This is a genomic window from Cellulosimicrobium sp. ES-005 (assembly GCF_040448685.1).
In the GTDB taxonomy this organism is placed as follows: Bacteria; Actinomycetota; Actinomycetes; order Actinomycetales; family Cellulomonadaceae; genus Cellulosimicrobium; species Cellulosimicrobium cellulans_G.
In genome coordinates this window covers 3,430,694-3,455,344 of the sequence record NZ_CP159290.1, presented here as the reverse complement: position 1 = coordinate 3,455,344, position 24,651 = coordinate 3,430,694, and the positions used below count along the sequence as shown (strand labels likewise).

General features: G+C 69.7%; 28 protein-coding genes and 1 pseudogene. 8 read left to right on the top strand and 21 right to left on the bottom strand.

The window, feature by feature from the left end:
• Window positions 1-21 precede the first annotated feature (21 nt).
• From ABRQ22_RS15480 to ABRQ22_RS15440, 9 genes are all read right to left on the bottom strand, one after another.
• A complete protein-coding gene (locus tag ABRQ22_RS15480; protein WP_353707372.1) occupies window positions 22-654 on the bottom strand; it encodes a hypothetical protein in 633 nt (210 codons plus the stop codon).
• 95 nt (window positions 655-749) lie between these two features.
• Window positions 750-1,784: a hypothetical protein gene (locus ABRQ22_RS15475; protein WP_353707371.1), complete on the bottom strand. Its 1,035-nt coding sequence runs from the start codon at window positions 1,782-1,784 to the stop codon at window positions 750-752.
• 287 nt (window positions 1,785-2,071) lie between these two features.
• Entirely contained in the window at window positions 2,072-2,590 is a 519-nt protein-coding gene (locus ABRQ22_RS15470) for a hypothetical protein (protein ID WP_353707370.1), read from the bottom strand.
• Between the two features lie 91 nt (window positions 2,591-2,681).
• Entirely contained in the window at window positions 2,682-2,891 is a 210-nt protein-coding gene (locus tag ABRQ22_RS15465) for a hypothetical protein (protein ID WP_353707369.1), read from the bottom strand.
• Window positions 2,892-3,114: 223 nt separating this feature from the next.
• Window positions 3,115-3,591, bottom strand: a complete 477-nt coding sequence (locus ABRQ22_RS15460) for a hypothetical protein (protein ID WP_353707368.1) — start codon at window positions 3,589-3,591, stop codon at window positions 3,115-3,117.
• Window positions 3,592-3,617: 26 nt separating this feature from the next.
• A complete protein-coding gene (gene nrdF, locus ABRQ22_RS15455) occupies window positions 3,618-4,613 on the bottom strand; it encodes a class 1b ribonucleoside-diphosphate reductase subunit beta (protein ID WP_353707367.1) in 996 nt (331 codons plus the stop codon).
• Window positions 4,614-4,641: 28 nt separating this feature from the next.
• Entirely contained in the window at window positions 4,642-5,067 is a 426-nt protein-coding gene (gene nrdI / locus ABRQ22_RS15450; RefSeq protein ID WP_353707366.1) for a class Ib ribonucleoside-diphosphate reductase assembly flavoprotein NrdI, read from the bottom strand.
• Between the two features lie 454 nt (window positions 5,068-5,521).
• On the bottom strand, window positions 5,522-6,229 hold the full coding sequence (locus tag ABRQ22_RS15445) for a cation transporter (protein ID WP_353707365.1): 708 nt from the start codon (window positions 6,227-6,229) through the stop codon (window positions 5,522-5,524).
• Complete coding sequence (locus ABRQ22_RS15440) at window positions 6,226-6,558, bottom strand: metalloregulator ArsR/SmtB family transcription factor (protein WP_353707364.1); 333 nt, start codon at window positions 6,556-6,558, stop codon at window positions 6,226-6,228. The genes ABRQ22_RS15445 and ABRQ22_RS15440 overlap by 4 nt, the downstream gene beginning before the upstream one ends.
• A 38-nt stretch (window positions 6,559-6,596) precedes the next feature.
• Between ABRQ22_RS15440 and ABRQ22_RS15435 the strand changes: the two genes are divergently transcribed.
• From ABRQ22_RS15435 to ABRQ22_RS15420, 4 genes are all read left to right on the top strand, one after another.
• Window positions 6,597-7,454, top strand: coding sequence for an NAD(P)/FAD-dependent oxidoreductase (locus ABRQ22_RS15435; RefSeq protein ID WP_353707363.1), 858 nt, complete (start codon window positions 6,597-6,599; stop codon window positions 7,452-7,454).
• 377 nt (window positions 7,455-7,831) lie between these two features.
• Entirely contained in the window at window positions 7,832-8,506 is a 675-nt protein-coding gene (locus ABRQ22_RS15430) for a recombinase family protein (protein ID WP_353707362.1), read from the top strand.
• A gap of 5 nt (window positions 8,507-8,511) precedes the next feature.
• Window positions 8,512-9,339, top strand: a complete 828-nt coding sequence (locus ABRQ22_RS15425) for a nucleotide-binding protein (protein WP_353707361.1) — start codon at window positions 8,512-8,514, stop codon at window positions 9,337-9,339.
• A 286-nt stretch (window positions 9,340-9,625) separates the two neighbouring features.
• Window positions 9,626-10,234: a DUF1524 domain-containing protein gene (locus tag ABRQ22_RS15420; protein ID WP_353707360.1), complete on the top strand. Its 609-nt coding sequence runs from the start codon at window positions 9,626-9,628 to the stop codon at window positions 10,232-10,234.
• A gap of 21 nt (window positions 10,235-10,255) precedes the next feature.
• On the opposite strand, the gene ABRQ22_RS15415 is transcribed toward ABRQ22_RS15420, so the two are convergent.
• From ABRQ22_RS15415 to ABRQ22_RS15405, 3 genes are all read right to left on the bottom strand, one after another.
• Window positions 10,256-11,974, bottom strand: coding sequence for an AAA family ATPase (locus tag ABRQ22_RS15415; RefSeq protein ID WP_353707359.1), 1,719 nt, complete (start codon window positions 11,972-11,974; stop codon window positions 10,256-10,258).
• Between the two features lie 114 nt (window positions 11,975-12,088).
• Window positions 12,089-12,430, bottom strand: coding sequence for a type II toxin-antitoxin system PemK/MazF family toxin (locus ABRQ22_RS15410; RefSeq protein ID WP_353707358.1), 342 nt, complete (start codon window positions 12,428-12,430; stop codon window positions 12,089-12,091).
• Between the two features lie 2 nt (window positions 12,431-12,432).
• Entirely contained in the window at window positions 12,433-12,723 is a 291-nt protein-coding gene (locus tag ABRQ22_RS15405; RefSeq protein ID WP_353707357.1) for a hypothetical protein, read from the bottom strand.
• 338 nt (window positions 12,724-13,061) lie between these two features.
• Between ABRQ22_RS15405 and ABRQ22_RS15400 the strand changes: the two genes are divergently transcribed.
• Both ABRQ22_RS15400 and ABRQ22_RS15395 read left to right on the top strand, forming a co-directional pair.
• Window positions 13,062-14,345 carry a HEPN/Toprim-associated domain-containing protein gene (locus tag ABRQ22_RS15400; protein ID WP_353707356.1) on the top strand — a complete coding sequence of 428 codons (1,284 nt, stop codon included), beginning with the start codon at window positions 13,062-13,064 and terminating at the stop codon, window positions 14,343-14,345.
• A 207-nt stretch (window positions 14,346-14,552) separates the two neighbouring features.
• Window positions 14,553-14,793, top strand: a pseudogene (locus ABRQ22_RS15395) (MerR family DNA-binding transcriptional regulator).
• A 177-nt stretch (window positions 14,794-14,970) separates the two neighbouring features.
• Here ABRQ22_RS15395 and ABRQ22_RS15390 read toward each other — a convergent pair.
• The 4 genes from ABRQ22_RS15390 to ABRQ22_RS15375 all read right to left on the bottom strand — a co-directional run bounded on the left by ABRQ22_RS15390 (window position 14,971) and on the right by ABRQ22_RS15375 (window position 17,205).
• Window positions 14,971-15,168, bottom strand: coding sequence for a hypothetical protein (locus ABRQ22_RS15390; RefSeq protein ID WP_114553697.1), 198 nt, complete (start codon window positions 15,166-15,168; stop codon window positions 14,971-14,973).
• A 23-nt stretch (window positions 15,169-15,191) separates the two neighbouring features.
• Window positions 15,192-15,545, bottom strand: coding sequence for a lipopolysaccharide assembly protein LapA domain-containing protein (locus ABRQ22_RS15385; protein ID WP_024839775.1), 354 nt, complete (start codon window positions 15,543-15,545; stop codon window positions 15,192-15,194).
• A 126-nt stretch (window positions 15,546-15,671) separates the two neighbouring features.
• On the bottom strand, window positions 15,672-16,682 hold the full coding sequence (locus tag ABRQ22_RS15380) for an acyl-CoA desaturase (protein WP_353707355.1): 1,011 nt from the start codon (window positions 16,680-16,682) through the stop codon (window positions 15,672-15,674).
• A 70-nt stretch (window positions 16,683-16,752) separates the two neighbouring features.
• Entirely contained in the window at window positions 16,753-17,205 is a 453-nt protein-coding gene (locus tag ABRQ22_RS15375) for a hypothetical protein (protein WP_353707354.1), read from the bottom strand.
• Between the two features lie 312 nt (window positions 17,206-17,517).
• Here ABRQ22_RS15375 and ABRQ22_RS15370 point away from each other — a divergent pair, with 312 nt between their 5' ends.
• Both ABRQ22_RS15370 and ABRQ22_RS15365 read left to right on the top strand, forming a co-directional pair.
• Entirely contained in the window at window positions 17,518-17,823 is a 306-nt protein-coding gene (locus ABRQ22_RS15370; RefSeq protein ID WP_053369165.1) for a DUF6221 family protein, read from the top strand.
• A 189-nt stretch (window positions 17,824-18,012) separates the two neighbouring features.
• Complete coding sequence (locus ABRQ22_RS15365) at window positions 18,013-18,228, top strand: hypothetical protein (protein ID WP_114554365.1); 216 nt, start codon at window positions 18,013-18,015, stop codon at window positions 18,226-18,228.
• 133 nt (window positions 18,229-18,361) lie between these two features.
• Here the strand turns inward: ABRQ22_RS15365 and ABRQ22_RS15360 are convergent, their stop codons facing one another.
• The 5 genes from ABRQ22_RS15360 to ABRQ22_RS15340 all read right to left on the bottom strand — a co-directional run bounded on the left by ABRQ22_RS15360 (window position 18,362) and on the right by ABRQ22_RS15340 (window position 24,553).
• Window positions 18,362-19,738 carry a hypothetical protein gene (locus ABRQ22_RS15360; RefSeq protein WP_353707353.1) on the bottom strand — a complete coding sequence of 459 codons (1,377 nt, stop codon included), beginning with the start codon at window positions 19,736-19,738 and terminating at the stop codon, window positions 18,362-18,364.
• Between the two features lie 37 nt (window positions 19,739-19,775).
• Window positions 19,776-20,102: a helix-turn-helix transcriptional regulator gene (locus tag ABRQ22_RS15355; RefSeq protein WP_353707352.1), complete on the bottom strand. Its 327-nt coding sequence runs from the start codon at window positions 20,100-20,102 to the stop codon at window positions 19,776-19,778.
• Window positions 20,099-21,187, bottom strand: a complete 1,089-nt coding sequence (locus tag ABRQ22_RS15350) for a tyrosine-type recombinase/integrase (protein WP_353707351.1) — start codon at window positions 21,185-21,187, stop codon at window positions 20,099-20,101. Before ABRQ22_RS15350 ends, ABRQ22_RS15355 begins: the two co-directional genes overlap by 4 nt.
• A 334-nt stretch (window positions 21,188-21,521) precedes the next feature.
• A complete protein-coding gene (locus ABRQ22_RS15345) occupies window positions 21,522-23,624 on the bottom strand; it encodes an elongation factor G (RefSeq protein ID WP_353707350.1) in 2,103 nt (700 codons plus the stop codon).
• Window positions 23,625-23,728: 104 nt separating this feature from the next.
• Window positions 23,729-24,553 carry a MerR family transcriptional regulator gene (locus ABRQ22_RS15340; protein WP_353707349.1) on the bottom strand — a complete coding sequence of 275 codons (825 nt, stop codon included), beginning with the start codon at window positions 24,551-24,553 and terminating at the stop codon, window positions 23,729-23,731.
• Window positions 24,554-24,651: the final 98 nt, after the last annotated feature.

Genomic DNA, 24,651 nt, shown 5'->3' with positions numbered 1-24,651 from the left:
CCGTCGGGCTGGCAGGTGGGCTCAGGCGAAGGTCGCGAAGGACACCGGGGGACCGCGCCGGGGCGCGACCGAGCCCACCAGCCGCGACAGCGCGGCCGGCTCAGGAGCGGACGCCCACGACGAGCGCGGACGTGGCAGGGCGACCGGCCGGAACAGCCCCAGCAGGACCGGGAGCAGGAAGGTCCACACCGACCACGCCAGGCCCGCGGCGCGCTCGGCCGCACCCATCACCAGCGCCGTCACGACGACGGCACCCGCGTGCGCGGCGAGCATGCCCGGGCCCATCGCGTGCCCCGCGTGCGCGACGTCCACGGCCCCGGCGACCAGGGCGGGATCCACCGCGCCGTGGTGAGACCCGGTGGCCGCGCCCGTCGCGGCGAATCCGTGCGCGGTGGCCGGGGTGAAGATCATGAAGCCGTGGTGCAGCACGAGCTGCAGCAGCCCGAGGAACGCGACGAGCCACCAGGCGCGCGCGCGAAAGCGCGCGGCAGCGCTGCACGCCGCGGCGGTCAGTGCACCCAGGACGAGCAGGCCCAGTCCCGAGGGCAGGTGTCCACCACCCCAGGCGTGCGCGACCGCGGCAAAGGAGAACGTGGTGGACGCCAGCAGGACCGCGCGCACCATGCGCGCTACCTGCTGCTTCTGGGAGTCCACGCGCGCCACCTTAGCCGCGGCCTGTCGGCAGGATCGACAGCACGTCACGATCGGTCGCCCATCTCACACCAGCGGTCCACGGTCACGGAGCGCCGCTACCGGGTCGTCTCGAGCGCGGGCGCGGGAGTCTGCTGACGCTCGGGGGTCGCGCGCGGGCGACGGTGGGCGCGCACCACCGTGACGGCGACCGCAACCACGAACAGGGCGAACCCCGTCCAGACCATCACCTGGGTGACGTTGAGCCCGGCTCCGTCCGCGCCGGGCGTGCGCCCGCCGTCACGGCCCGTCGCGGTGACGAGCAGGACGACGACGATCGTTGCCGAGACCGCGAGGCGTCCGATCCAGCGCCCGACCGTGTCGAGCACCGACGGCCCGGGCGTGCGGGCCGGGGCGAGGAGCCGGACGAGCAGCAGCCCGGCGACGGGGAGCTGCAGGAGCCAGATCGTGGTGCGGAACGCGCCGTCGTACCAGACGTTCGTCCCGTACAGCAGGGTGTGCCACACGCTCAGCACGTACACCACGATGATCGAGGCGTGCAGCGCCTGCCACACCCGCGGACCCATCCACCGGCGCGCGTAGAAAGCCAGCCCGAGCGGGATCGACAGGTACAGCGCCAGTAGTCCGACCAGGATCGCGATCTGCCCCGTGCCCGAGGAGTACCCACCCGGCACGAACACGTCCACGAACGCACTCCACAGCAACGCCGGCGTCGAGAGCCCGTCCGCGTTCTCCCGCACCAGCTCCGCGAAGAACCAGAACGCGTGCGCGAACATCAGACCGATCGTCGTCAGGCTCGTCGTGCGGTGCCACCGCTCCAGGCGCGCCGTCGAAACGGGCATCCACGCCGGGCGTCGCGAGGAGCGGACGAGCCCGAGCATCACCGTGATCCACGCCCACAGCAGACCCGACCACCCGAACGCCTGGCACAGCCAGTACATCCAGTACAGCGGCGCGTCCGCGAGGAACGGCATCACCTCGATCGTCGCCGAGGTGCCCTCCGCCACCCGCCAGTACAACAGGGCGAAGATCGCGAGCGTCAGCACCAACGCGGCCGTCGCGTCCTTCCATGACGCGCGCAGATCCTCACGCAACGCCGCGCCGTCGAACCGGGCACCCCTGCCAGTCGCCATCGACCCACACCCTCATCCAGGACGATGACCACTTCGTCACCGTCTGCCGGCCTCGACCGTACCGGCGACTTTTGACGACCGTCAAGCAAAAGTCGCTCTTCAAGTCATCCTTGGGATGCCTTAATGGTCAGGGCGAGGGAGCCCGCCCAAGATCACCTCGCGGGAACGGACTGTTCGTTGCGCGCGCGCAACCCGAGTGCCTAAGATTGTCACAGCTCACCGCAGTAGCGGCGAGAAGTGAACCCGAGACCCTTCCGGACGGTTGTGGCGCTCGGGTTTCGCGCTTTCTAGAGCCGGACGACGTCGGCGACCAGCGGCTCGGCGCGACGACGCGCGTCACCACCACGGGCCCAGGCCCACGCGATCGCGTCCGGGATCGCCAACAAGGGCTCGGCGGCCGCGGTCGCGTGGTCGTACGCCAACGAGTCACGGCACCCACGCCGGCCCGTCTCCCGGTACAGCAGCCGCCGGTCGCGCTCTTCCTCTCCTTGCTCGCTCTCGAGCATCAGCCGGGCGCAGCCCGCTGTGGCGATGTCCTCGACGAGGCGCTCAAGGCACGCTCCGCGCCGCTCGATGTTGGTGCGGTATCCGACGCTGGCTTGGTAGATCGTGACTTGGGCGCCGATCGTCCCGAGCGTCGAGAGGATCGTGTGCTGACGCGCCGGAGACTCCTTGACCATGTGCAACCGGCGCTGGCCGGGCTTCTGCAGACCACGCACCGTCTTGCGCGCGAGCCCGAGCTCGCCGGGGATGATCACCGCAGCGACGAGCAGATAGTCCTGCTTCTTACTCTCGTCGACGAACACGTGACCTCCTCGCAGGGAACGGTCCGACACGCTGATGGGCACGACGCAAGGGTACGGACGCCGAACGACACCTCTGCGGGCGAGCGCGAGTTCAGCGACCGAACTTCTTGCGGAGCTCGGCCTCGTTGACGTTCTCGACCCCGTACTTGCGCAGGACCCGTGCAAAGGCTCGGGCCTTGGCCTCAGGCGTCGACTCGCGTGCAGCCGCCCTGTTCGCCTCGACCTCAGCCTTCTTCAGCTGCTGCTCCATATGCTTCTGCAGGTCGGCCAGGCCCTTGCTGTCGAACTTGAAGCTCACCATGGTGCAGATCCTCTCGTTCCAGTACGACCGATGGAACGAGAGCATCCCATCGACCGCCCCCAGGCTCACCGCCCCAGGCCCCAACGCTGGTTCGAACTCTTGCGAAGAGGATCCGGCCGCGCGCCGCACAACCGACTGTTTGTCGGACGGACCCAAGGAGATCCGTCCGACCGACTTCTGACGGCGGCCGTGCCGCGTGGTGGTTGGGTCTTCTCGCGCGGTATCAGGCGGTGGTGCGTTCGTAGGAATCAAGGGGGACGAAGCGGGCGTGGGGCGGGGTGACGCCGTGAAGTGTGGGTGTGGCGAGGAAGGCCCGGGTGCGGACGTCTCGGCCTTCCTCGATGGCATGGGCTAGGGCCGTCAGGGCGTGTGCTGCGGCGGGTGCGGTACGCGTGTCGATGCGTTCGTGGGCGCACGCGAGGTGCGCGCCACGTTCGAGCACCTCCTCGAGCGCGTCGAGCAGGAGGCGGGGGGTTGCGCCGAGCGCGACGAGCCGTGCGACAGCGAGGGTGTCGCCCGGGCCGAGTCCCGCGGCGATCGAGGCGACGGCGTCGGCCCAGTCCTCGTCCGTGAGCGGGGCGATGGTGGTGTGCTCGTCGACGCTGATGCCGGCGTCGCGGATGGTTGCCTCCTGCTCGTCGGGTGTGGGGAGTCCGAGGTGGTGGGTGAGTAGGGCGGTGGTGCGGTGCGTGGTGGTCATGGGGTCCTGTCTGGGGTGGGTGGGGTCTAGAAGTCCCAGTCGTGGTCGTTGGTCTCGACGGCGCGGCCGATGACGTAGGACGAACCGGAGCCCGAGAAGAAGTCGTGGTTCTCGTCCGCGCCGGGAGACAGTGCGGCGAGGACCTCGGGGCTGACGCGCGTGTCCTCGGCGGTGAAGAGGCTGTCGTAGCCGAGGTTCATGAGTGCCTTGTTCGCGTTGTAGCGGACGAAGCCCTGGGCGTCGGCGGTCAGGCCGAGGTCGTCGAACACGTCTGCGGTGTAGGCAAGCTCGAGGTCGTACAGCTCGCGCAGGAGGTCGTGGGTGAAGTCGTGCAGGTCGCGCCGACGACGCGGCGAAGCCTGCTCGAGGCCGCGCTGGTACTTGTATCCGCTGTAGTACCCGTGCACGGCCTTGTCGCGCAGGATGAGGCGGACCATGTCCGCGGTGTTGGTCAGGGTTCCGCGGCAGGACAGGTAGAGCGGGAGGTAGAACCCGGCGTAGAGGAGGAACGAGGACAGCAGGACCGCGGACGCCTTGCGGCGCAACGGGTCGTTGCCGACGTAGTGCTCCATGACAAGCGTCGCGCGGCGTTGGAGGACGTCGTGCCCTACGGCCCACTCGTAGGCCGCGTCGATCTCCTGGGTGCTGGTGAGGGTGGAGAACACCGAGGAGTAGGAGCGGGCGTGCACGGACTGCATGAAGGCGATGTTCGTGTAGATCGCTTCCTCGTGGGCGGTCTTGGAGTCCTGGATCTGGCACACCTCGCCGAGGCTGGCCTGCACGGTGTCGAGCAAGGTCAGGCCGGTGAACACGCGCATCACGGTGGTGCGCTCCACATCGTTCATGGTCCGCCAGGTGGGTAGGTCGTTCGACAGCGGGACCTTCTCCGGGAGCCAGAAGTTCGCGGTCAGGCGGTTCCATACCTCGAGGTCCTTCTCGTCCTCGATCCGGTTCCAGTTGATCGGGCGGATGCGGTCGACGCAGTGGTAGGTCGCGGACGTCGTTGGCGCTGGTTCGGGCACGGGTGGATGTCCTTTCGTGGTGGGCTGGTCAGTGGGCGGCGGTCATGCGGGCCAGGCCGTCGCGCACACGCTCAGCGTCCTCGGCTGTCCCCAGGAGCTCGAAGGCGTACAGGTAGGGCACCTGGCACTTCGCGGAGATGATGTCGCCGGCGATGCAGTACGCCTCGCCGAAGTTGGTGTTGCCCGCGGCGATGACGCCGCGGATCAACGACCGGTTGTGCGCGTCGTTGAGGAACTTCACGACCTGGCGCGGGACGGCACCGCCCTCGTTGCCGCCACCGTAGGTCGGCAGGACCAGCACGAAGGGCTCGGTCACACGCAAGACCCCCTCACGCGGACGCAGCGGAACGCGATGGCACTCCAGTCCGAGGCGAGTCGGGTCCACACGCTGCACGAAACGGTGGGTGTTCTCACTGACGCTCGAAAAGTACACCAGCGCTCCGAGCTCGCTCACGTCCGTGCACCCTTCGGTAGATGTAGTGGCTTGGCCACGCTAGTCACACAACATGTAGTGGTCAAGGTGAGCCGTAAAAAATAGTTCGGACCGCCGAACTTCGATGTCGCAGTCCCGCCCTCCCCGTCCTCGTAGCCGTGGCGAAGGTGACGGCGCACAGCAACTTCCGCGGCCAACGCTGGCGCGGTCACACTCCGGCGCCGCAATGGCCATGCCCCAGGCGAGGGAGCCGGCGACGATCGCGACGTCGCAGGCGGCGAGGATGCGACCGAGGTAGACATCGAACTGCGGGAGGCGAAAGGACCGCTCGACAGTAGACCGACTCGCGCCGCCACCAAGGGCGCGCCTTGTCTGAGATCTACAACGCTGCCGACAGCTGCAGAACTGACCGTTTGTCAGGCGTCGCAGAAGGAGGTTCTGCGACGCCTGACGAACGCGGGGTTCTGCGTGCTGGTTACTCCGTGCCGGGTGTGCAGCAGCCGTCGGTGCAGCCGGCGTCCTCGTCGTCGTGGCCCAGGAGCGCGCCTACGGGCGTGCAGCAGGCGTCGCCGCGCCAGGCTTCAAGGCCTTCCTTGACGGCGACGGCGGCGATGACCAGGGCGGCGAGCGGGTCGGCCCACGTCCAGCCGAGGGTGGAGTTGAGCAGCAGCCCGGCCAGGAGCACCGCGGACAAGTATGTGCACAGCAGCGTCTGCTTGGAGTCCGCGACGGCTGAGGCAGAGCCGAGCTCGCGCCCGGTGCGGCGTTCGAACCACGACAGGAAGGGCATGATCGCCAGGCTGACGGCGGCGAGCACGATCCCGACGGTGGAGTGGTCGGGCTCGGCCGCGCCGAACAGCGTGCGCACGGCGTCGACGGACACGAACACGGCCAGGCCGAAGAAACTGAGGGCGATCAGGCGCATGGCCGTGCGTTCGCGCCGGTGCGGGTCGGGCGCGGCGAACTGCCAAGCGACGGCGGCCGCGGAGAGCACCTCGACGACGGAGTCGAGACCGAACCCGACGAGGGCGGCCGAGGACGCGATCCGGCCGGCGGCAATGGCGACGACGGCCTCGAGGACGTTGTAGGTGATCGTGGCGGCGACGATCCAGCGCACCCGCCGTTCGAGTACGGCGCGCCGGGCGGCGGACAGCGGCTTGGGCCCGATGCTGAGGGACGTCATGAGCAGGTGCACCCCTCGGGCGAGCAGCAGGTCGGGTCGACGGTGACGACGAGCTTGAGCAGGTCGTCCAGCGCCGGCGCGAGGTGGGAGTCGGCCAGGCGATACCAGGTGCGCCGACCGTCCGGGATCGCCTCGACGAGCCCGCAGCCCCGCAGGCAGGCGAGCTGGTTCGACATGACCTGGCGCGAGACGCCGAGGGCGTCGGCGAGGTCGGCCGGGTAGGCCGGTGCCTCGCGCAGCGTCAGCATGATCCGTGCCCGCGTCTCGTCGGACAGGGCGTGCCCGAGTCTGGCCAGGGCCGCGGTGTGGGTGAGGGTCACCGTCTCCATACTCACGACGGTACACGGTTGCGTGTACTGTCTGCGCCGTGAGCACTTCAGGGGGACCGGATGACGTGCGCGACGTCGTCGTGGTCGGCGCGGGTCAGGCCGGGCTCGCGCTCGGGTACTACCTGACCCGCGGCGGCGGCGATGCGTTGCTGCTCGAGCGCGCCGAGAGGGTGGGGGCGAGATGGGCGGAACGGTGGGACTCGCTGCGCCTGTTCACCCCCGCGCGGTACGACGCCCTGCCCGGGGCGGCGTTCCCCGCCGACCCGTGGTCCTACCCCGGCAAGGACGAGGTGGCGGCCTACCTCGAGGACTACGCGACACGGTTCGACCTGCCCGTGCGCACCGGCGCCGAGGTCACTCGCCTGGAGGGCGCGGCAGGCGACTTTCGTCTGCAGCTGGCCGGTGGGGAGACGATCCGTGCAGGCCGGGTGGTCGTGGCCACCGGTGCGTTCGGCCGGCTCTGGACGCCGTCGTTCACGGCCCGTCTGGGCGCGGGTGTCGAGCAGGCCCACACCGACGACTACCGGCGCCCGGACCTGCTCCCCGCAGGGCCGGTGCTCGTGGTCGGGGGCGCGAACTCCGGACGCCAGATCGCGCTCGAGCTCGCCAGGGCCGGGCGGGCCGTGCACCTGTCGGAGGGTGCGCGCCTGCGCGAGCTCCCGCAGCGCGTCCTGGGGCGGGACCTGTTCTGGTGGCTCACCACCACCCGCGCGATCCACGCCCCGCCCACCTCGCTCGTCGGGCGCCGCCTGAGCGCGAACGAGCCCGTCATCGGCACTCCGCGCCGCGCCCTGCGCGCCGCCGGCGTCACGTTCCATTCCCGGGCCGCGGCGGCCGACCGCGGCACGGTCCAGTTCGTCGACGGTCACAGCCTGCGGCCCGCAGCGGTGGTGTAGGCCACCGGGTACCGGCACGACGACACCTGGATCATCCCGGGCGCGCTCGACGAGGGCGGCGCCCTCGTCGTCGATGGTGACACCACCCCCGTGCCCGGGCTGTACGCGATCGGACGGCCCTGGCAACGCGACCGCGGCTCAGCCCTACTCGGGTATGTCCACTGCGACGCGCAACGTCTCGCCCATCGGCTCTCGCCGCCCGGGGCGGGCAGCGGATTGGTGACTTCCAACAAGGTTGTCTGACACCGCAGAACCGACCGTTTCCCGGACACCTCGACGGCAACCGCGACACGCCGCAAGAACATGTCGCAGAACTAGTGCCCGAAAACCCCGGTGACGCAGAACGCGACCCAGGGGTTTTCGCTACCGTCGCCGACATGGCACACGTCTACGGGTATGCCCGGGTCTCCACCACGGCGCGGAGCCTCGACGCTCAGGTCGACGCGCTCACCGACGTCGGCGGCGTCGACGTCCGCGACGTCGTCGTGGAGAAGACCTCCGGGCGCCGCGAGGACCGCCCCGAGCTCGCCCGACTCCTCGCCGGGCTGCGGGAGGGGGACACGCTCGTCGTCACGAAGCTCGACCGGCTCGGACGCTCCGCAGCGCACGTCGCGCGCCTTGTGCGCGACCTCGACGAGCGCGGCGTCACGCTCCGGTCGCTCACGGAGACGATCGATACCTCGAGCGCGACCGGGCGGCTCATGGTGCACGTGCTCGCCGCCGTCGCGCAGATGGAAGCCGACCTCGCCTGCGAACGCACCCTCGGCGGCCTCGCCGCCGCCCGCGCCCGCGGCCGTGTTGGCGGCCGCCCGAGCGTCATGACACCCGACCGTGGAGCGGCCGCGCGTGTCGCGCTAGCCGGCGGGCAGTCCCGAGCCGCCGTCGCGCGCGCTCGGCGTCTCGCGCGACACGCTCTACCGGCACATGGACGCGATCGGGACATAGGCTGGCTCGGCCAGAAGGGGCGCTCTCCCTCACCAGCACGGCGGTGCGGCGTCAGACGGGGCGCCGGAGAAGTTTGCATAGTCGCGCCCCGGAGGTGCTCAGGTTGAGTAAGTTGCACGTCTTCATCGGGTCGTCGTCCGAGGCGCTCACTGTTGCCCAGAACCTCCAGGTCGTTCTGGAGAGCAAGCGTGAGGCGAACATCGAGTGCACGGTGTGGAACCAGGGGACCTTCGGTGCCTCTCAGACGACCCTGCAATCACTCGTCGGAGAGGCGAGGGAGTCCGACTTTGCCGTCCTGGTCTTGTCGGCAGACGACATGGTCGAGTCTCGGCAGGTCGTCGGTAAGGCCCCACGGGACAACGTTGTCTTTGAGCTGGGCCTCTTCATGGGTGTGATCGGACCAGAACGGGTCTTCATCTTGCCCCCAAAGGAGGGGGTCAAGCTGCCGTCGGACCTCGGTGGATTCACGCTGCTCTCGGCGTACGCGGAGCGCGAGGACAGCAACGTCAGAGCCTCCCTGACCGGCGGCCTGCTCGACGCTGTGGAGCAGATCAAGAAGCTTGGCCCGCGCCAAGCGACCGAAGCCCCGACTCCGGCGACAACTCAGCGACTAGCTGGCCAGAGCGCTAGGCAGCGGAGGTCGGCGGAGAAGGCTGCGCGCGGAGGTGCCGGCAGCTCATTCACGATCGCTAACCCCGCCGGTGATGTAAAACGTCTCGAAGACGAGATCGACTACATCTGTCGCGCAGCGGAAGCCCAGGGGTGGCACGTCAAGACCCGAAACCGTGAGGTACTTCGCCTGGTGGACCGCCACAAGCGCAAGCACACTTTCTCGATTCCCGAGAGCACGAGGGCCGCCAGGCGCGAGCTGCGCCCGTTCGCCCGGACGCTGCGCGCCCACGGCCTGCGAGTGAGCGGTCGTGTGCGGAAGGACATGTGATCGGAAGGCGAGTCCGCCTGACTCTCCCGCAGGCCCTTTGCGGGTTGCTCCTGCGGGAGAGCGACGACTCCAACTCAGCTTCAACCCTGCTGAGAGCCCCTACCCACCTGGGAGTGGGGATGCCGCGTCGGGGGTGTCCGGCGCACTTCGCTGCACGAGCTGAGTTCAGGCGCCTGGCCGTCCCTCGGGGGACCATCGCGGCCACCATTCGTACGTCGTCGATTACCGGTGCGACGAGGGTATCCGATACCCGATGTTTCAGCGGGGCAACGCGACGTCCAGCGCCGTGCAGATCGACCACGTCGTCGCGCTGTCGGACGCGTGGCAGAAGGGCGCTCAACAGCTCGACGCCGACACCCGCCGGGTGTTCGCGAACGACCCGCTGAACCTGCTCGCGGTCGACGGACCGACGAACCAGGCCAAGGGCGACGGGGACGCGGCGACCTGGCTGCCACCGAACAAGGCGTTCCGGTGCGAGTACGTCGCCCGCCAGGTCGCGGTCAAGGCCACCTACAAGCTATGGGTCACCCAGGCCGAGCACGACGCCATCGCCCGCATCCTCACCACCTGCCCCGACCAACTCCTGCCCGCAGCCGACGGAGCCGTCGGCTCCTACGTTCAGGCCGAGGCCGCCGCCGAGCCCCCAGCACCCGAACCCGTGCCCGTGCCTGACCCGGTGGTCGTGCCCGAGCCCGAAACCGCACCGGTCATCGTCCCTGACCCAGCCCCGGCACCGCCGCCCGCACCCACACCGCAGCCCGAACCAGAACCCGCACCCGCGTTCTACAAGAACTGCGACGCCGTCCGCGCAGCAGGTGCCGCACCCATCTACGAAGGCCAGCCCGGATACTCCCGCAAGCTCGACCGAGATGGTGACGGAGTCGGATGCGAGTAGGCCACGAGCACCAGGCGTTGGTCAGTTCGCGGCGCGGATGAAGTCGACCAGACCGCGGACCTTTTCTCGCAGGTCATACGGCCACGAGCTGTCCGGCCTCAAGCGCTCGGCAACACCGCGAGCGATCCCGAGCTTGTCGGGCTGCTTAACGCCCGTGAGGGCCGGCGCAGCTAGAGGGTTACCCCACCGATCGACTGCTTCGAGGCGCGCGCCGCCGTGTCGTGCCACGACCGCCGCTCGGAAGTCCTCGAAGGGCACGTAGTTCTCGATCGTGTAGCCGTGCGTCACCCAGGCGAACCCCTCGGTCGAGAGCTCGTCGACGACACGCCTCTTCGTCGCGTTGATCCGCGCTCTAGGCTTGATCCGGTCCGAGTCGATCAGAATCGCGATCTGGCGGTTGAGTCTGCGCAGGGAGATGAATTCATCGACATCGGGGTCATCGGCCGTGAGGTGGTTGAGTAGCCGACCGCCGTAGAACATGATCGAGTAGTGGATCCCCTCGACCATGCTCGGCTCGAGGAGCTCGATCCACTTGCGGATGTAGATCCGGTCTGACGGGCCCTCAACCCAGACCACCGCGTTCGCCTGGACAAGATCCGAGGCGCGGTAGCCAAGATCGGCGCAAATGCCCGCCCTCTGGACGGGGGTCGTGGCCCGGTCGAGCTTCGTGCCGGAGCGCGTGTCGTGGGTGAGATGGAAGATCGATGCCACGTCGGCGTCGAGCATGTGGGCCGAGTGAGTCGCGATGACGTACTGGTTCGTCGTCTCGTGGGCCAGGTAGTTCAGCAGCTTGCGTTGCAGGAGGGGGTGGAGGTGGATCTCCGGCTCTTCCATGCACACGACGGTATTTGTCAGGAGGGTCGCGGCTGCAGCGAGGATCACGACCTGGTGGATGCCAGTACCCATGTGCTCGAGCGGGAGTACTCCACCCTCTGACAGGCGGATGTTGACCGTGTTTCGCGTCGTGGGCACGGTCAAGGTGAGCCCGGGATCGTCGAGGACGGTTCGCGTGAACTCTTGGATCGCATCGAACTTGGCGCGCTCTTCATCGTGGCCGACGGCCTCGGGTCGCTCGAGTTCAGCCAGGCGATGGATCAGACCGGCGCCATCAAGTGAACCCTCCTGGTCACCGGTCTCGATTCGACGAAACGCCGAGATCGTGGCGGCCGGGGGAAGGTTGCCGACTGGATCCATCGTCGTGAGGACTCTCTGGAGGTCCTCATGTGACGAACCTCCAGACATGCTGCGAATAGCCGATGACAGGAAGCGAGAGTCTTCGCGGTGGCTGCTGGTCTGTTCCTGGTCGCGCTCGAGGACCCAGTCGGTGTCGAGCTCAAGTCCTGGATTCTTGAAGACGTACCGGTACCAGAGGAGATCCTCGAGCCCAGGCTGCCCCAGCAGTTCTTGAAAACGAGCAACCATGGCGGCGAAGTCACGCGCACCGAGCCGGGAGCCGACACGGGCCCGAAGAGCCTCAGCGAACACCTCCGTCGGCAACGCGATCGACACGCGCGCAGGACCGTCATCGGCCCCTGCGCCCACTGGCATGTCAAGCGGGTGTGCCTGCGAGGCACGCCGCCCACCAGGCAGGGAGCCCGCGATGACTCGCAGCAGGTTCGACTTCCCGGCGTTGTTCTGGCCCGCGACGAGATTCATCTTTGCCATGGGCGCGAGATACTGCGCCGATCCGTGGCTGAACGACCTGTAGCCCTCGATCCCAATGCCATGCAGCTGGTTCACGTCTGCAGCATGCCAGGCGTGGGGGACAGCGGGCCGCCGCGGTGAAGTAGCCGCACCCGAGAAGGGCCCCGGCCGAATGGCCGGGGCCCAAGCCCGCTCGGTCAGGTCACTGCGTCACGGCGTGCCGCGGCCCCACAGCATGTCCACGGTCCGCAGGATCGCGGACACGTCGTGGACGTCGGGCTCGACCTTGGTGATGCGCTGGTAGGCGAACGAGCGCACCTGCTCGCACATCGCAAACGAGCCGGGGGACCACTGCACGTGCATCGGCCACCCGCGGTCGGTGGACGTCAGCGGCACGCCGGTCAGGATGTGCGTCGCGCGGTGGGTCGGGGGCAGGGACAGCACTAGGTGCGGGCGGTGCTTGGCCTGCTCACGGCCCTGGGTCGGGTCCATGCTCAGCCAGACGATCTGGCCCTGGGTGATCTGGTCGGGACGGGGGAGAGAAGAGGTCATCACTAGTCCTCGGACGTAGGTGCCGGCGCGGGCTGCGCCGGCGGCTGCGACTTAGCCATGGTGTCCTCCAATCCGTAGTCGTCGTCCGATGGCCACTGGCCCTCGGCCTGCATTTGGGCCTGGTACTCGCCGGGGGCGAGCTTGGCCATCGCCGCCCAGAACTCGCGCTCGGCGTGCTCGGCCAGCAGGCGGTCGATCGCGACGTCAAGCGTGACCGCCTGGCCGACGGCGTACTCCCGCAACTTGTCTCGGGTGCTCACCCGGACCTTCAACGTGGTGGTCGTGGCAGTCATACCTTACAGACTACCTGCAACTACCCGTGTTTACACCTACCGCGCGGTAGTTCCTCACCAAGCACCTACAGGGTGGGGAGCCTGCGAGCGAAGACTGCACGCCGGGCATCGGGGTTCAGCCCGCACTCGGCGCCGATCGACCTCACCGCTCGCCGAGCCGTTCGTGGTCGAGGTTTCCGCGGACGTCGCCTGGTCCGGGAAGTCCTGGCGCCACCCACTGCGCTTCGTCAGGTCCAGGCCCGAGGTGCCGCTGGAGGAAGTGGTGCCGCCGGCGGCGGGTCAGGGTGAGCGGAGGCACGAGCGCTCTACCAGGGGCCACGTCTGCGACACTCTCGCTCGTGAGTAGCTATGCGGCGGCGTACTTGGACGACGGGCGACCTATCTGCTGGTTCCGCAACGGCGTGGACGAGTTCTTTCTGATGCTCTTTACCGAGGACGACTGGATCGAGCTCAGTGGCCAAGCGGCCGCAACGTTCACGTCGTACGAGGAGGAGGTCGACGACGCACACCTGCTCGGTTTTCGCACGACAGGAAAGGTCCTGCGCGACCGACTAGATCTCGTCGGCGTCTCCCGAGACGTGGTCGCAGCCGAGCTTGCGACCATAGCCAACGACCAACGTGAGTACCTGGAACTGCTCATTCACGCCGAGTACACGACTGTAGAACTCAGCAGCGACGCAAAGGAGCGGGCTGACTACTGGGCAGCTCTGCGCTGGGAGACGTGGATCGCCGATCTGGCGCGCGGACTCGAGCGTGGCGACGCCGTCGATCGGTTCGGAGGCCGGCAAGACCCCCGGTCGGCGTCCGGATTGATGAGCGTGTGGGAGGCGCACGATCCGCGCTTCTACCTGCGTGCCGTCTTGGAGGCACTACCGGAGACCGCGACAATCACGCTCAACCTGGCAGACGTGCTCGAAAGCGGATGGCTCGCCCCCCCGACCGACCCGCAGTCAGTAGCCCGAGGCCTTGCGGTAGAAAGCAGCGAGGGCCTGGTGCCTCCCATCGTGCTGGTAGAAGGACGCTTCGACGTCGAGGTGCTTGCCGCCGCGATCCGACTGCGACGCCCTCACCTGACCAGATACATCAAGCTTCCTGACTTCGCCCAGCGCGCCGAGGGCGGTGCCGGGGCGCTGCGGCAGACCGTCCGGGCTTTCGCTGCCGCAGCGGTTCCCAACCGTGTGCTGGCTCTGTTCGACAACGACGCAGCCGCCCGAGATGTGCTGCGCACCTTGCCGGGGGAGGGCCTGCCCTCGAACATCCAGGTCACTTGCCTACCGGAGCTGGACCTCGCACAGGTGTATCCAACCATCGGCGCACAAGGACGCCGACTGATGGATGTCAACGGTCTGGCGGTCTCGATCGAGCTGTTCCTCGGCACCGACGTGCTCTCCGACGGGAAGGACCTCGTTCCTGTTCGGTGGGGAGGATACGTCCGATCCGTGGGCGCCTATCAAGGAGAGCTCCTTGACAAGGCGGGTGTTCAAGAGAGGTTCAAGCGAAAGGTCGAGGCAGCAACTTCCTCTCCGGAAGAGATGCGCTTCCAGGACTGGTCGGCTCTGGACCTCCTCCTCGATCACATCACAGGAATGCTCACACGCACCGGCAGGAGTGGCAGAGGCTAGAGAACGGTGCGAGGCCGAGCGCAGACGGACACGTCCAGCCCACGTCCCAAACTGCGGCTTCGCTCCCTCCGAGAGTCCATGTCCGAGTGAGCTGGGATGTACCGACCTACACCGAGACCTGGACGCTGCTAAGCCCGGGGACCGCGCCAGACTGACCGAGCTCGAAGTACCGCGGCGTACGCGGGCGAGCCACCGCAAGGACGCGCGATGACCCGACAAGCGGATCAGGGGCCCGACCTGCTGACACCGGCCGAGGTCGCACACATGTTCCGCGTCGGCATCAAGACCGTGACCGCTGGGCACAGATAGCCAGATCTCCGCGATCCGCACCCTCGGAGGGCACCGCAGCTACCGCGCTGACGAGGTGGCCGCGCTGGTCGCACAGGGGAGCGACGACAGAGCGCCCGAAACCGATATGCCACCGTATACCGGTAGCGGTGCGTATTGAGGTAGTGCGAATGGCTCGGCCGGTCGGCAGTCCAGGTCGCGCGCGTTGTGCGCGACCTCGACGAGAGTGGCGTCACGCTCCGGACCGGTGGCTGCTCATGCTCACGGCGGCCTCCTCGTCGACCTCGTCGAGGGCCAGGCGCGGCCCGCCGCGCAGGTGCGGCGCACGCCGCTGCGTCTAGGTAGTCGAGGCGCGCAGGTTCCATTGGGCGATCGCGGCGTCGAGACGGGCGCGGGCGGCGACGTAGTGGATGAGGTCTATGGGCGAGCCCTGGTCGACGACGGAGACGACGGCTTCCATCTGGCGTTGGGAGGCGTCGATCTCGCCGAGCAGGTCGGTGGGGCGTTGTGGCGAGGTCTCGCGGTCGTCGGTCATGGGTGGGTGTGATGTCGCGGGCGTTAGAGGCGGTGTGCGAGGCGTCGGCGGAGCTGGTGGATGCGGAGGGTGCCGACGACGAGGGCGACGATACTGACGCCGATTCCCGCGATGAGCAGGGCGAGGGCGAGGGGGACGGAGCCTTGCCAGCCGAGGAACGAGATGAGCACGAGCTGGGTGTTCTGGAGCATGAACACGATGAGCGCGACCAGGACGAGCGCGGCAATGCACAGGCCGACCCAGATGGCTCCGGTGCGGCTGCGTGGCGGCGGGACATACCCGTGTTCGGTCCAAGCGCTACGTGACGTGACTGCTGGGCTCGTGCGGCGAGAGACTGGGCTGCCGTTCGTGGCAGAGGTGAGCGGGGTGGTGGCCATGGCGGCCTCCTTGCGGTTCCGGGCCCGCGCACCTCAGACGGGGCACGTTCGCCACGGATATCGTGACCCTACGCTTCGTACCTGGGAGCGAACCTGGGAGTGGCTGTGCGCCGGCGGCCCGAGTCGCTAGCGTCCGAGGCTGGCGGCCAGGGGGCAGGTGAACGGGTCGCGGGCTCGGCCGGGGACGTCGTTGAGGAACTGGACGACGATCCGGTAGGAGGTGAAGAACCCGACCTCGGTGTAGGTCACGCCGAGCTGGGAGCAGTACTCGCGCACGAGGGGCTGGACGCGCCTGAGGTTCGGGCGCGGCATGCTCGGGAACAGGTGGTGCTCGACCTGACGGTTGAGACCGCCCATGAAGAAGTCGACGACCGGGCCGCCGCGGATGTTGCGGGACATGAGGACCTGGCGGCGCAGGAAGTCGACGTCCGCGGTCGCCGGGACGATCGGCATGCCCTTGTGGTTCGGGGCGAACGCCCCCCCGAGCAGGATGCCGAAGACTGCGAGCTGCACGGCCAGGAACGCCGCCGCGAGGGTCGGGGGGAGCAGGAGGCCCAGCGCCACCAGGTAGAGCGCGAGCCGCGCGAGCAGGACCGGGACCTCCACGCCACGGTGCGGCACGGGCCGGCGGCCGAGCACCCGGCGTACGCTCGCGACGTGCAGGTGGAGGCCCTCGAGGGCGAGCAGGGGGAAGAAGTACCAGCCCTGCCGGCGGCCCAGCCACCCTCTCCAGCCGTGCCTGCTCGCCATGACGGCGGGCGTGAACGCGATCACGCCCGGTGAGATGTCGGGGTCGTGGCCCTCCTGGTTCGGGGCGGCGTGGTGGGCGTCGTGCTTTCCGGTCCACCAGGCGTGGCTGAGCCCGACGAGCGCGTTCGCGATGATGCGTGCGGTCCAGTCGTTCCAGGCACGGGACCGGAACACCTGCCGGTGGGAGCTGTCGTGGCCCAGGAACGCGAGCTGGGCGAGCACGAGAGCGAGCACCACGGCCAGCAGGAGCTGCCACCAGGAGTCACCCACCAGGACAATCCCCGCCCAGACGGCACCGAACGCTGCGACCGTCAGGACGAGCCGGGTCCAGTAGTAGCCGTACCGCCGGCGCAGCAGACCCGACTCGCGCACGATCTTCGCCAGCACCGAGTAGTCCCGAGCCGTCGATCGGGCCGCAGGCCGCACGCGGCCCGTCAACGCCAGGGGCTGCCGCGCCTCACTCGAAGCGGACACGGTCGGCCTCGGCCTTCACGCTCGCCGTGCGCAGCACCTCGGCCGCGCGCCACTCGGCCAGCTCGTCGGCCTTGCGCGTCCGCTCGTTCGTGATCGTCTCCTCGACGTCGCGCAGAACCGTCGCGATCTCGTGGGCCAGCCCGCCCGAGAGAATGGCGAGGTTCGTGTTCTCGACGAGCAGGCGCCGGTCCTCCACCCGCAGGACGATGCCCGGATACCCGCGGTCGGCGAGCCGCGCGGTGACGGCGGGGAGCTCGAGCAACGCTTGCTCCGGGCCCGACACGCGGCGGGAGAACACAGCGGTCACGGTGTACAGCTGGGGCTCGGCCTCGGTGCCGAGCTCGCGCGGCAGCGCGGTGTCCAGGACCCCCCGCAACTCCAGCGCGGTGTCCTGCACCCGCCCGAAAGAGGTGGGGGTAGGGGTGGTGGTGCTCATGACGTCGTCCGATCCTCGGAACCGGCGGGCCGGCTCGCGTCCGCTGCCGTCGCGGCAGTCGGTGAGGCGCCAGGCGCCCCACTCAAGGAGATCGGTTCGTCCTCCAGGTCGGGTTCATAACCCCCGTCATCGTCCCACCGCGCACCCGAGGTCTCCTCGTCCGGGGCATCCATTTCGCCCGGCGTCCGAGAGCCATCTCGATCGGCGTCACGTGGGCCGATCCGGCGATCAACCACACTTCGACACTACACCGGCAAGGGTTGCTCGCAGCGTGCGCCAGGGTCGTCGAGCAGCGGGTGGGAGGATGGGCCGATGGCGCTGACCGAGTTCCTGCTCGCCCGGATCGACGAGGACGAAGCAGCGTGCGCGAGCCTCGAGGACGAGTCGGGGCCACCGACGCCGTGGTCACGGTCGCGGCTGCTGACCGAGTGCGCGGTGAGACGGCGCATCATCACCCTCGCGTACGAGGCCACCGGGTACGACATGACCGCCGACCTCGAGCGGGACAGCAACGACCGCGCCGAGAGCGGCATCGCCTTCGTCGGCGACCGCATCCTGCGGGCGCTCGCCACGCCCTACGCCCAGCACCCGGACTTCGACCCTGCCTGGCGCACCTGACGACTCACCCACCGACCCCGACCCCCTTCGCGTGGCGAGCGGGCCCCGCACGGTGCATCGTCGGTAGCGCGGCCTCGTGTCGTGGGGAATGCCGGTCGTGAAGCAGCCCGCTACCGGCGTGCCTCCCGACCCGGACGACGTACCGCGACCGTCAAGGGTCGTGAAGACAAGCCGAGAGCGTGGTCCGCCATGACCGTCATCGAGAAGTGGATCACCGTCGACTGTCCAGGCTGCGGCGGCCCCGCTCGTGCCCGCGTGCTGCACATCGTCGCCTGGGGCTCGATCCCGGGAACCCGGATCCCGCACCGGGTCAGCATCCTGTGCCAGTACCACTGCTCGGTCACGCGTGACGAGGCAGCATCGGCCGTGCTGGTCTGCCCCGAGTGTCGGTCGCACGTCGCCTAGATCTCCCCGTAGCCGGGCGCTGGTGAGGTCGAGAGCGCGGGGGTGCGATCCTGTCGCGCCGCTCAGTGCTGGCCGCCACAGACCAGGTCCATACGGACATACAGGTAGCAGTACGTATCGCGTTGGTGCGAGTTCATCGTTCTGGGGGGTAGGCAGCCCAGGTGGTGCCAGCGTCGCGCGCGTGGCGTTCGGTGGTGGTGTAGGCGTAGCCGAGGGTGTCGGCGGCGATGGCTGGTGGCATGTCGAGGACGAGTTGTCGTAGGGCTGCGTTGCGTGCGCCGCGGAGGTCGATGCCGGCGCCGCGGAGTTTGCCCATGAGGTAGTTCGGGTCCAGGGGACGCGCGGGGCGGTAGCCGACGAAGATCCAGGGTGAGTTTTTGCCGGTCGTGGTGTGGGTGTTGGGCCGGTCGGTGAGGTGGTCGCGGGCGAGGGCTGCGACGGGGCCGGGCAGGATGGCGGGGTCGTCGCCGAAGGTGATGGTGGGCGGGTCCGCTTCGAGGTCGACGTCGCCGGTGGTGAGCTGGGTGATGCGGGCGACGGGTTGGGCGTAGAGGAGCAGCAGGACGGCTGCGAGGCGGACCGTGGTCGACCTGGTGGTGTCGTGCAGGGCCCGGGCGAGCAGGGTGAGGCGTTCGTCCTGGGTCAGCACGGGCGCGGTCTTGGCGAGGCGGCGGGGAAAGTCCAGGTCGGGCATCAGGTGGTTGCGGATCGCCCAGTGGGCGAAGTTGCGCGCGACGTATCGGGTGCTGGGGCCGGGCGCGAGCCAGGTATCGATGTGACCTTGCGTCGCTTCGGGCAGGGTCGCGCCGTGGTCGGCGAGGTGGGCGAGGAACTGTGCGGCGACGGTGATCTCCTGCTTGGCGCTGTTCGCCGCGCCCGGCTTGAGGGTTCCGGCGTCGGCTCGCTGGCGTATGCGTCGCAGGTGGTGCCAGGTCGCGAAGCGTTCCAGGAGCTGGGTGTGCTCGGGCGGGTAGGCAGGGAGCCGGTCCGCGAGCCAGCGTTCGAACGTGGCGATCGTAATGTCGCGTTCGGGCAGGATGTGCAGCTGGGTCAGGAGCGCGTCGAGGTGGTTCGCGGTCGCGCGGACGGGTTCGGAGTCCAGGCTGGCGTGCGACAAGGCCGTGGTGCCGTCGGCGAGGGCTCGCAGGATGCGTGTCACGTCGGGGTTGCGCAGCCAGATGAAGGCGTTGCGGGGCCGGTCCTGGGAGCACAGGGCGTCGATCAGCGGGACGAGCTCGGGACGGGGTTGTCCGGTGCCGTCGTCGAGCAGGGTGGTGAGGTCGTCGCGCAGGACGCAGCGTGCGCACTGGTGGTCGCGGCGGTGCTCGTCCTCGGCGCCGCACCGGGTGCAGGTGAAGTCGTAGTCGATGCCGGCGCAGGGCGCGCAGACGGGATCGCCGTCGCGCAGGCCGGGCAGAAGGCGTTCGGTGTGGCAGGCGGGGCAGGTTCCGTGGTGGCGGGTGGCGCGTTGGAAGCAGCGGCGGCAGACGAATCCTTCGGGCCAGCGCATCCCTCGAGGAGAGCCGGTGCGCTGGCAGCGTGCGCACTCAGGCATCGGGGCGTATCCGTGCCCGGCGGGGGCGTCCGACGGTGGCCATGTCGAGCACGGGTGCGCCGACGGCGACCTGTTCGGTGCGGGTCTGGACGTCGGTGGGGATGAGGTCGGCGGGGGTGCACTCGAGGATGTCGCACAGTGCGGCCAGGACGGTGAGGTTGAGCCGTTCGGGGGTCTGGGTGACCAGGCGGTGCACCTGGGACGCGGAGAGCTGGATGCCACGCTCGGTCAGCAGCGGCATCAGTGCGGTGGTGGTGAACAGGCCGTGGGCGGCCATGAGCTCGCGCAGGCGCCAGCGGTAGGTCGGCACGCGGGTCATCGTTCCTCCAGGGTCGAGGGCAGCTGGTCCAGTGTCTTGGTCAGCGCCCTGGTCAGGGTGCGGGTGCGGAAGTCCGAGGAGACGCAGGTGTAGAGCGAGGTCGTGGAGGCGTGCTCGTGCCCGACCTGCTGCTGCACGAACAGAGCGTCGAAGCCCGACTCGATCAGGTGGGTCACGTACGACCGGCGCAGGGAGTGCATGTCCAGCCCGTCGGACAGGCCCAGTTCGCGACGGTAGCGGGCGAAAGTGCGGTTCAGCCCGGACAAGCCGATGCGTTCGCCGCGCTCGGACGGGAACAGCGCCCGGTCCCGCGGACCGGGGCGGTATGCGGGGCGGATCTCGTGGATCCACTCGGCCAGTACCTCGCTCGTCCAGTCCCACACCGTCAGCACGCTGCGCCGCTTGGGCGGGGCGCCGCGCATCGCCTTGCCGTGCCGGACATAGGCCACACCGAACGCCCCGAAGCCGGGGCCGTGCGGGTTCGCCCCGAAATCGGTGACGTCGAGCATCCGGACCTCGTTGCGTCGCAGACCGTAGGAGTAGGCGATCTTGAACACGACCGCGTCCCGGTAGGCAGCGAGCCACCCCTTGCGGCCCAGCGTCTGGGCGCGCAGCACCTGCTCGTCCGCGTGGTCCAGGAAGTCCTGCAGCTCGGCGTGAGTGAACGCGCGCTTGGTAGGCCGCGACTCGTTCGCCTGCACGTGCGCCACCGCGTTCGCCTCGGTCACGACCTGCACCGGGTGCGTCCCGAACCGCGCCTCGCACTCTGCCGCCCAGCCGTAGGCCGGGTCGGTGACGTACCAGCAGAACTGGCGCAGAGCACCCTGCACCGACCGCAGCGTCGAGTGCGCCACCCGGCGATGTACCCGCAAGTCCGTGAACCACTCATCCGCCAGCACCATCGTCCACACCCACGGCCACTCGTTGCAGTACCCCTGAAATCGGCGCACCACCTGCTCACGCGCCGAGATCGTCGAGAACGCCAACCCACGCGCCAGCTGCTGCGACCGCCACCCGTCCAGCATCGCCTCGAACGTCGTCAACGCCGGATCGCGCACCACACGACCGGCCACTACCGGCAGCACGACGACGTTCCCACCCGGCCCCATCCGACCTCCACGACTCGCACCTGTCGCGAGATACTCGCATCAGATGCGATGAGAGGCAAGAGTCTGCAGGTCACAGGGTTGCGCGCCGCACACTCTGCCAACCCATCTGTGCGCCGTGCGACCCCATCGCGATGCGCGAGTCGTGCCGTTGCCGCAAGTCAAGCGGCAGAATTGGGCCTCGCGACCGGGGAAGTCCCAGCAGGGAAGAATGTCGCATCTGATGCGATACGCACTGCTTAAAGTTACATAAGGTGCCTTATCGGCGCTAGACTGGTGATGGTCGCACCGCGACTCGTCGAGGTGCACACCCCTAGCGACTCGCCCCGACTCCGCCGGGAAGGACCTCGTAACGGTCGGGGGTGGCCGTGAACGACCCACGCCCACCCGTGATCGAGCGCAGGTCGAGGACGTAGCGGGTGAGCTCGGCCTCGGGGACGAGCGCGTCGACGCGCACGCGGCCGTCGGGCAGGGAGTCGGTCGCGGTGATGTGGCCGCGGCGCGCGGAGAGGTCGCCCATGACGTCGCCCTGCGCGTCGGACGGGACGGTCACGGACACGGCGGAGACGGGTTCCAGGACGACGGTGCCCGCGGCCGCGAGCGCCTCGCGCACCCCGACCCCGCCCGCGGTGCGGAACGCCATGTCGGAGGAGTCGACGGAGTGCGCCTTGCCGTCGAGCACCTCGACGCGCAGGTCGACGACCGGGTAGCCGTGCGGCCCGCCGCTCTCCATGGCCTCGCGCGCACCGCGCTCCACGGCGGGGAGGTACTGGCGCGGCACCGACCCGCCGACGACGGAGCTCACGAACTCGAACCCGTCGCCGCGCGGGAGCGGCGACACCCGGAGCTGCACGACCGCGAACTGCCCGTGCCCGCCCGACTGCTTCTTCACCTTGCCCTCGACCTCGACGGCGCGCGTGACGGTCTCGCGGTACGCGACCTGGACGGGCTCGGTCGTGACGCGCACGCCGAACGAGCGTTCCAGCCGCTCGACCGCGACGGCGAGGTGCGTGTCGCCGAGGCCCCCGAGCACGGCCTGCGACCCGGCGAGGTCGACGTGCAGGGTCGGGTCCTCGGCGCGCAGGCGGGTGAGCGCGGCGGAGAGCTTGTCGTCGTCGGACTGGGACACCGGCCGCAGCGCGAGCGCGTAGACGGGTGCGCGCGACGGCAGGTCGCGCGCGGCGACGGGCATCCGTCGCCCTGCGAGCAGCGTCCCGGTCGCGGCGGCGGAGAGCTTCGCGACGGCGGCCACGTCACCGGCGACCACGCGGTCGACCGCGACGTGCTCGCGCCCGCGCAGCCGGAACAGACCGTGCACGCGGTCCTCGGCGCCGGTCGCGGTGCTCACGAGGCGGTCGCCCGTCGCGACGGACCCGGAGAGCACCTTGAACACCGACACCTGGCCCACGAACGGGTCAACGACCGTCCGGAACACGTGCACGAGCGCGTCCCCGGACGGGTCGGCCGCGACCTCGGTCGTCGCGCCCGACGGGGAGCCGTCGGCGCCCGCCGACCCCGCGCCGTCGGGCAGCGCGACGACGGCCGCGCGGTCGGCGGGCGAGGGGCCGAGCTCGCACACGAGGTCGAGCACGCGGTCGACGCCGACGCCCGTCACCGCGGACGCGAGCAGGACGGGCACGGCCTCCCCCGTGAGCACCTCGTGCGCGAGCGTGCGCTCGAGGTCCGCCGCCCCGGGCTCGTCGCCCGCGAGGTACGCCTCGAGCTGGTCGTCGTCGTGCGTGACGATCTCCTCCACGACCTCGTCATGCAGCGCGTGCTCCTCGTCCCGGACGTCCGCGGGGACGTCCTCCTCGTGGGTGCGCCCGTCGCCGTCGTACTCCCGCGCGCGCTCCGTGAGGACGTCGGCCACGCCGTGCAGCGACTGCTCCTCGCCGAGCGGGAGCTCGAGCGGCACGAACGGCGCGTCGAGCGCGCCGCGCAGCGCGCCGAGGACGGTGCGGAAGCTCGCCCGCGCGCGGTCCTCCTGGGAGACGACGACGAGGCGGGGGATCCCCGCCTCGTCGCAGCGCCGCCAGACCTCCTCCGTGCCCGACTGGACCCCGTCGACGGCGCTCACCACCACGACCGCGAGGTCGGCCACCGCGAGCGCCGCGTCCACGGACCCGGCGAAGTCCGGCGACCCCGGGGTGTCGAGCAGGGTGACCTGGTGCGTGACGCCGTCGGGCGCCCGCCAGTCGAGGTGCGCGACGCCGAGGCTCACCGAGATGCCGCGCGCGACCTCCTCGGGCTCGTGGTCGCAGACGGTCGTCCCCTCGGCGACGGACCCGGGCCGCGGGATCGCGCCCGCGCGATGGAGGAACGCCTCCGCGAGCGTGGTCTTGCCCGACCCGCTGTGCCCCACGAGGGCGACGTTGCGGGTCGTGGCCGGGCCGGTGGACGTCGACGTCGTGGCCATGGCTGCCTCCTGGCGGCGGCGGGGCGCCGTGTCCCGCCACGTTCCAGGCTAGTGACGTCGCGCGGTTCGCGCCCGGGCCGGAGGTCCCGGCCCGGGCACGAGCCCTACAGGTGCAGGTCCGCGTAGACGCGCAGGGCGTCGCGCACGAACGTCGCGCCCTCGACCCCGCCGTAGTTCTTCGCGAACCGCTCGTCCGCCACGTACATCTCGCCGAGACCGACGACGTACTCCTTGACCGGTGCCGCACCGGCGCCCGGCGTGCCGGGGATCGCGCCGAGCCACTCGACGTGGCGGCGCGCGAGCGCCTGCGCCTCCTCGGACGCCGGGTCGACGCCCCGCGCGGCCGCCGCGGCCCAGTCCTCGCCGAGCTCGCGGGAGCGGGCCTGCCACGCCGCCCGCTCGTCGTCGGACATCCCGCGCCACCAGGCGTCGCCGCGCGCGTACGCGTCCTTGCCCCAGCGGTCCTCGACCTCGTCCTTGTACTGCGTGTGGTCGAACCCGTCGAACATGTCGTCCGCCATGAGCTCGCCACCTCCTTCCATCGTGGTGATCGTCCGTTCGACCGACGCGATCTGTCGCGCCAGCCGCTGCCGCTCCGCCTGCAGCCACTCGAGGTGGCCGCGCAGGGCCCGCACCTGGGCGTCCCTGCCCGACGGCGGCCGGTCGCCCCGCTCCCCCGGGTCGCCGTCGAGCGCCTCCTGGATCGCGGGGAGCCCGAGGCCGAGGTCGCGCAGGAGCAGGATCCGCTGGAGCCGCACGAGCGCGTCCGCGTCGTAGTGGCGGTAGCCGTTGGACGCGACCCGGCTGGGGCGCAGCAGACCGACCGCGTCGTAGTGGCGCAGGGTCCGGCTCGTCGTGCCGGCGAGTCGCGCGACTTCCTGGATCGACCAGTCGGCCGTGCGCTCGCTCGTCGTCCCGGCGGCGGGCATCTCCTGTCTCCTCTCACGGTCTCGGTGGCTCGGCGGCCGCCTCGTGCGGCAACGAGAACCACGCTAGAAGTTGACGTTACGTCAAGGTCAACAGGTTG

Coding starts and splice junctions, on each gene's coding strand:
- ABRQ22_RS15430 (WP_353707362.1), top strand. CDS start 7,832: ATGGCACACGTCTACGGGTATGCCCGGGTCTCCACCACGGCGCGGAGC.
- ABRQ22_RS15375 (WP_353707354.1), bottom strand. CDS start 17,205: ATGAGCACCACCACCCCTACCCCCACCTCTTTCGGGCGGGTGCAGGAC.
- ABRQ22_RS15390 (WP_114553697.1), bottom strand. CDS start 15,168: ATGACCGACGACCGCGAGACCTCGCCACAACGCCCCACCGACCTGCTC.
- ABRQ22_RS15360 (WP_353707353.1), bottom strand. CDS start 19,738: ATGCGCTGGCCCGAAGGATTCGTCTGCCGCCGCTGCTTCCAACGCGCC.
- ABRQ22_RS15445 (WP_353707365.1), bottom strand. CDS start 6,229: ATGACGTCCCTCAGCATCGGGCCCAAGCCGCTGTCCGCCGCCCGGCGC.
- ABRQ22_RS15405 (WP_353707357.1), bottom strand. CDS start 12,723: ATGACTGCCACGACCACCACGTTGAAGGTCCGGGTGAGCACCCGAGAC.
- ABRQ22_RS15345 (WP_353707350.1), bottom strand. CDS start 23,624: ATGGCCACGACGTCGACGTCCACCGGCCCGGCCACGACCCGCAACGTC.
- ABRQ22_RS15340 (WP_353707349.1), bottom strand. CDS start 24,553: ATGCCCGCCGCCGGGACGACGAGCGAGCGCACGGCCGACTGGTCGATC.
- ABRQ22_RS15465 (WP_353707369.1), bottom strand. CDS start 2,891: ATGGTGAGCTTCAAGTTCGACAGCAAGGGCCTGGCCGACCTGCAGAAG.
- ABRQ22_RS15460 (WP_353707368.1), bottom strand. CDS start 3,591: ATGACCACCACGCACCGCACCACCGCCCTACTCACCCACCACCTCGGA.
- ABRQ22_RS15385 (WP_024839775.1), bottom strand. CDS start 15,545: ATGGCCACCACCCCGCTCACCTCTGCCACGAACGGCAGCCCAGTCTCT.
- ABRQ22_RS15475 (WP_353707371.1), bottom strand. CDS start 1,784: ATGGCGACTGGCAGGGGTGCCCGGTTCGACGGCGCGGCGTTGCGTGAG.
- ABRQ22_RS15440 (WP_353707364.1), bottom strand. CDS start 6,558: ATGGAGACGGTGACCCTCACCCACACCGCGGCCCTGGCCAGACTCGGG.
- ABRQ22_RS15365 (WP_114554365.1), top strand. CDS start 18,013: ATGACCGTCATCGAGAAGTGGATCACCGTCGACTGTCCAGGCTGCGGC.
- ABRQ22_RS15410 (WP_353707358.1), bottom strand. CDS start 12,430: ATGACCTCTTCTCTCCCCCGTCCCGACCAGATCACCCAGGGCCAGATC.
- ABRQ22_RS15370 (WP_053369165.1), top strand. CDS start 17,518: ATGGCGCTGACCGAGTTCCTGCTCGCCCGGATCGACGAGGACGAAGCA.
- ABRQ22_RS15355 (WP_353707352.1), bottom strand. CDS start 20,102: ATGACCCGCGTGCCGACCTACCGCTGGCGCCTGCGCGAGCTCATGGCC.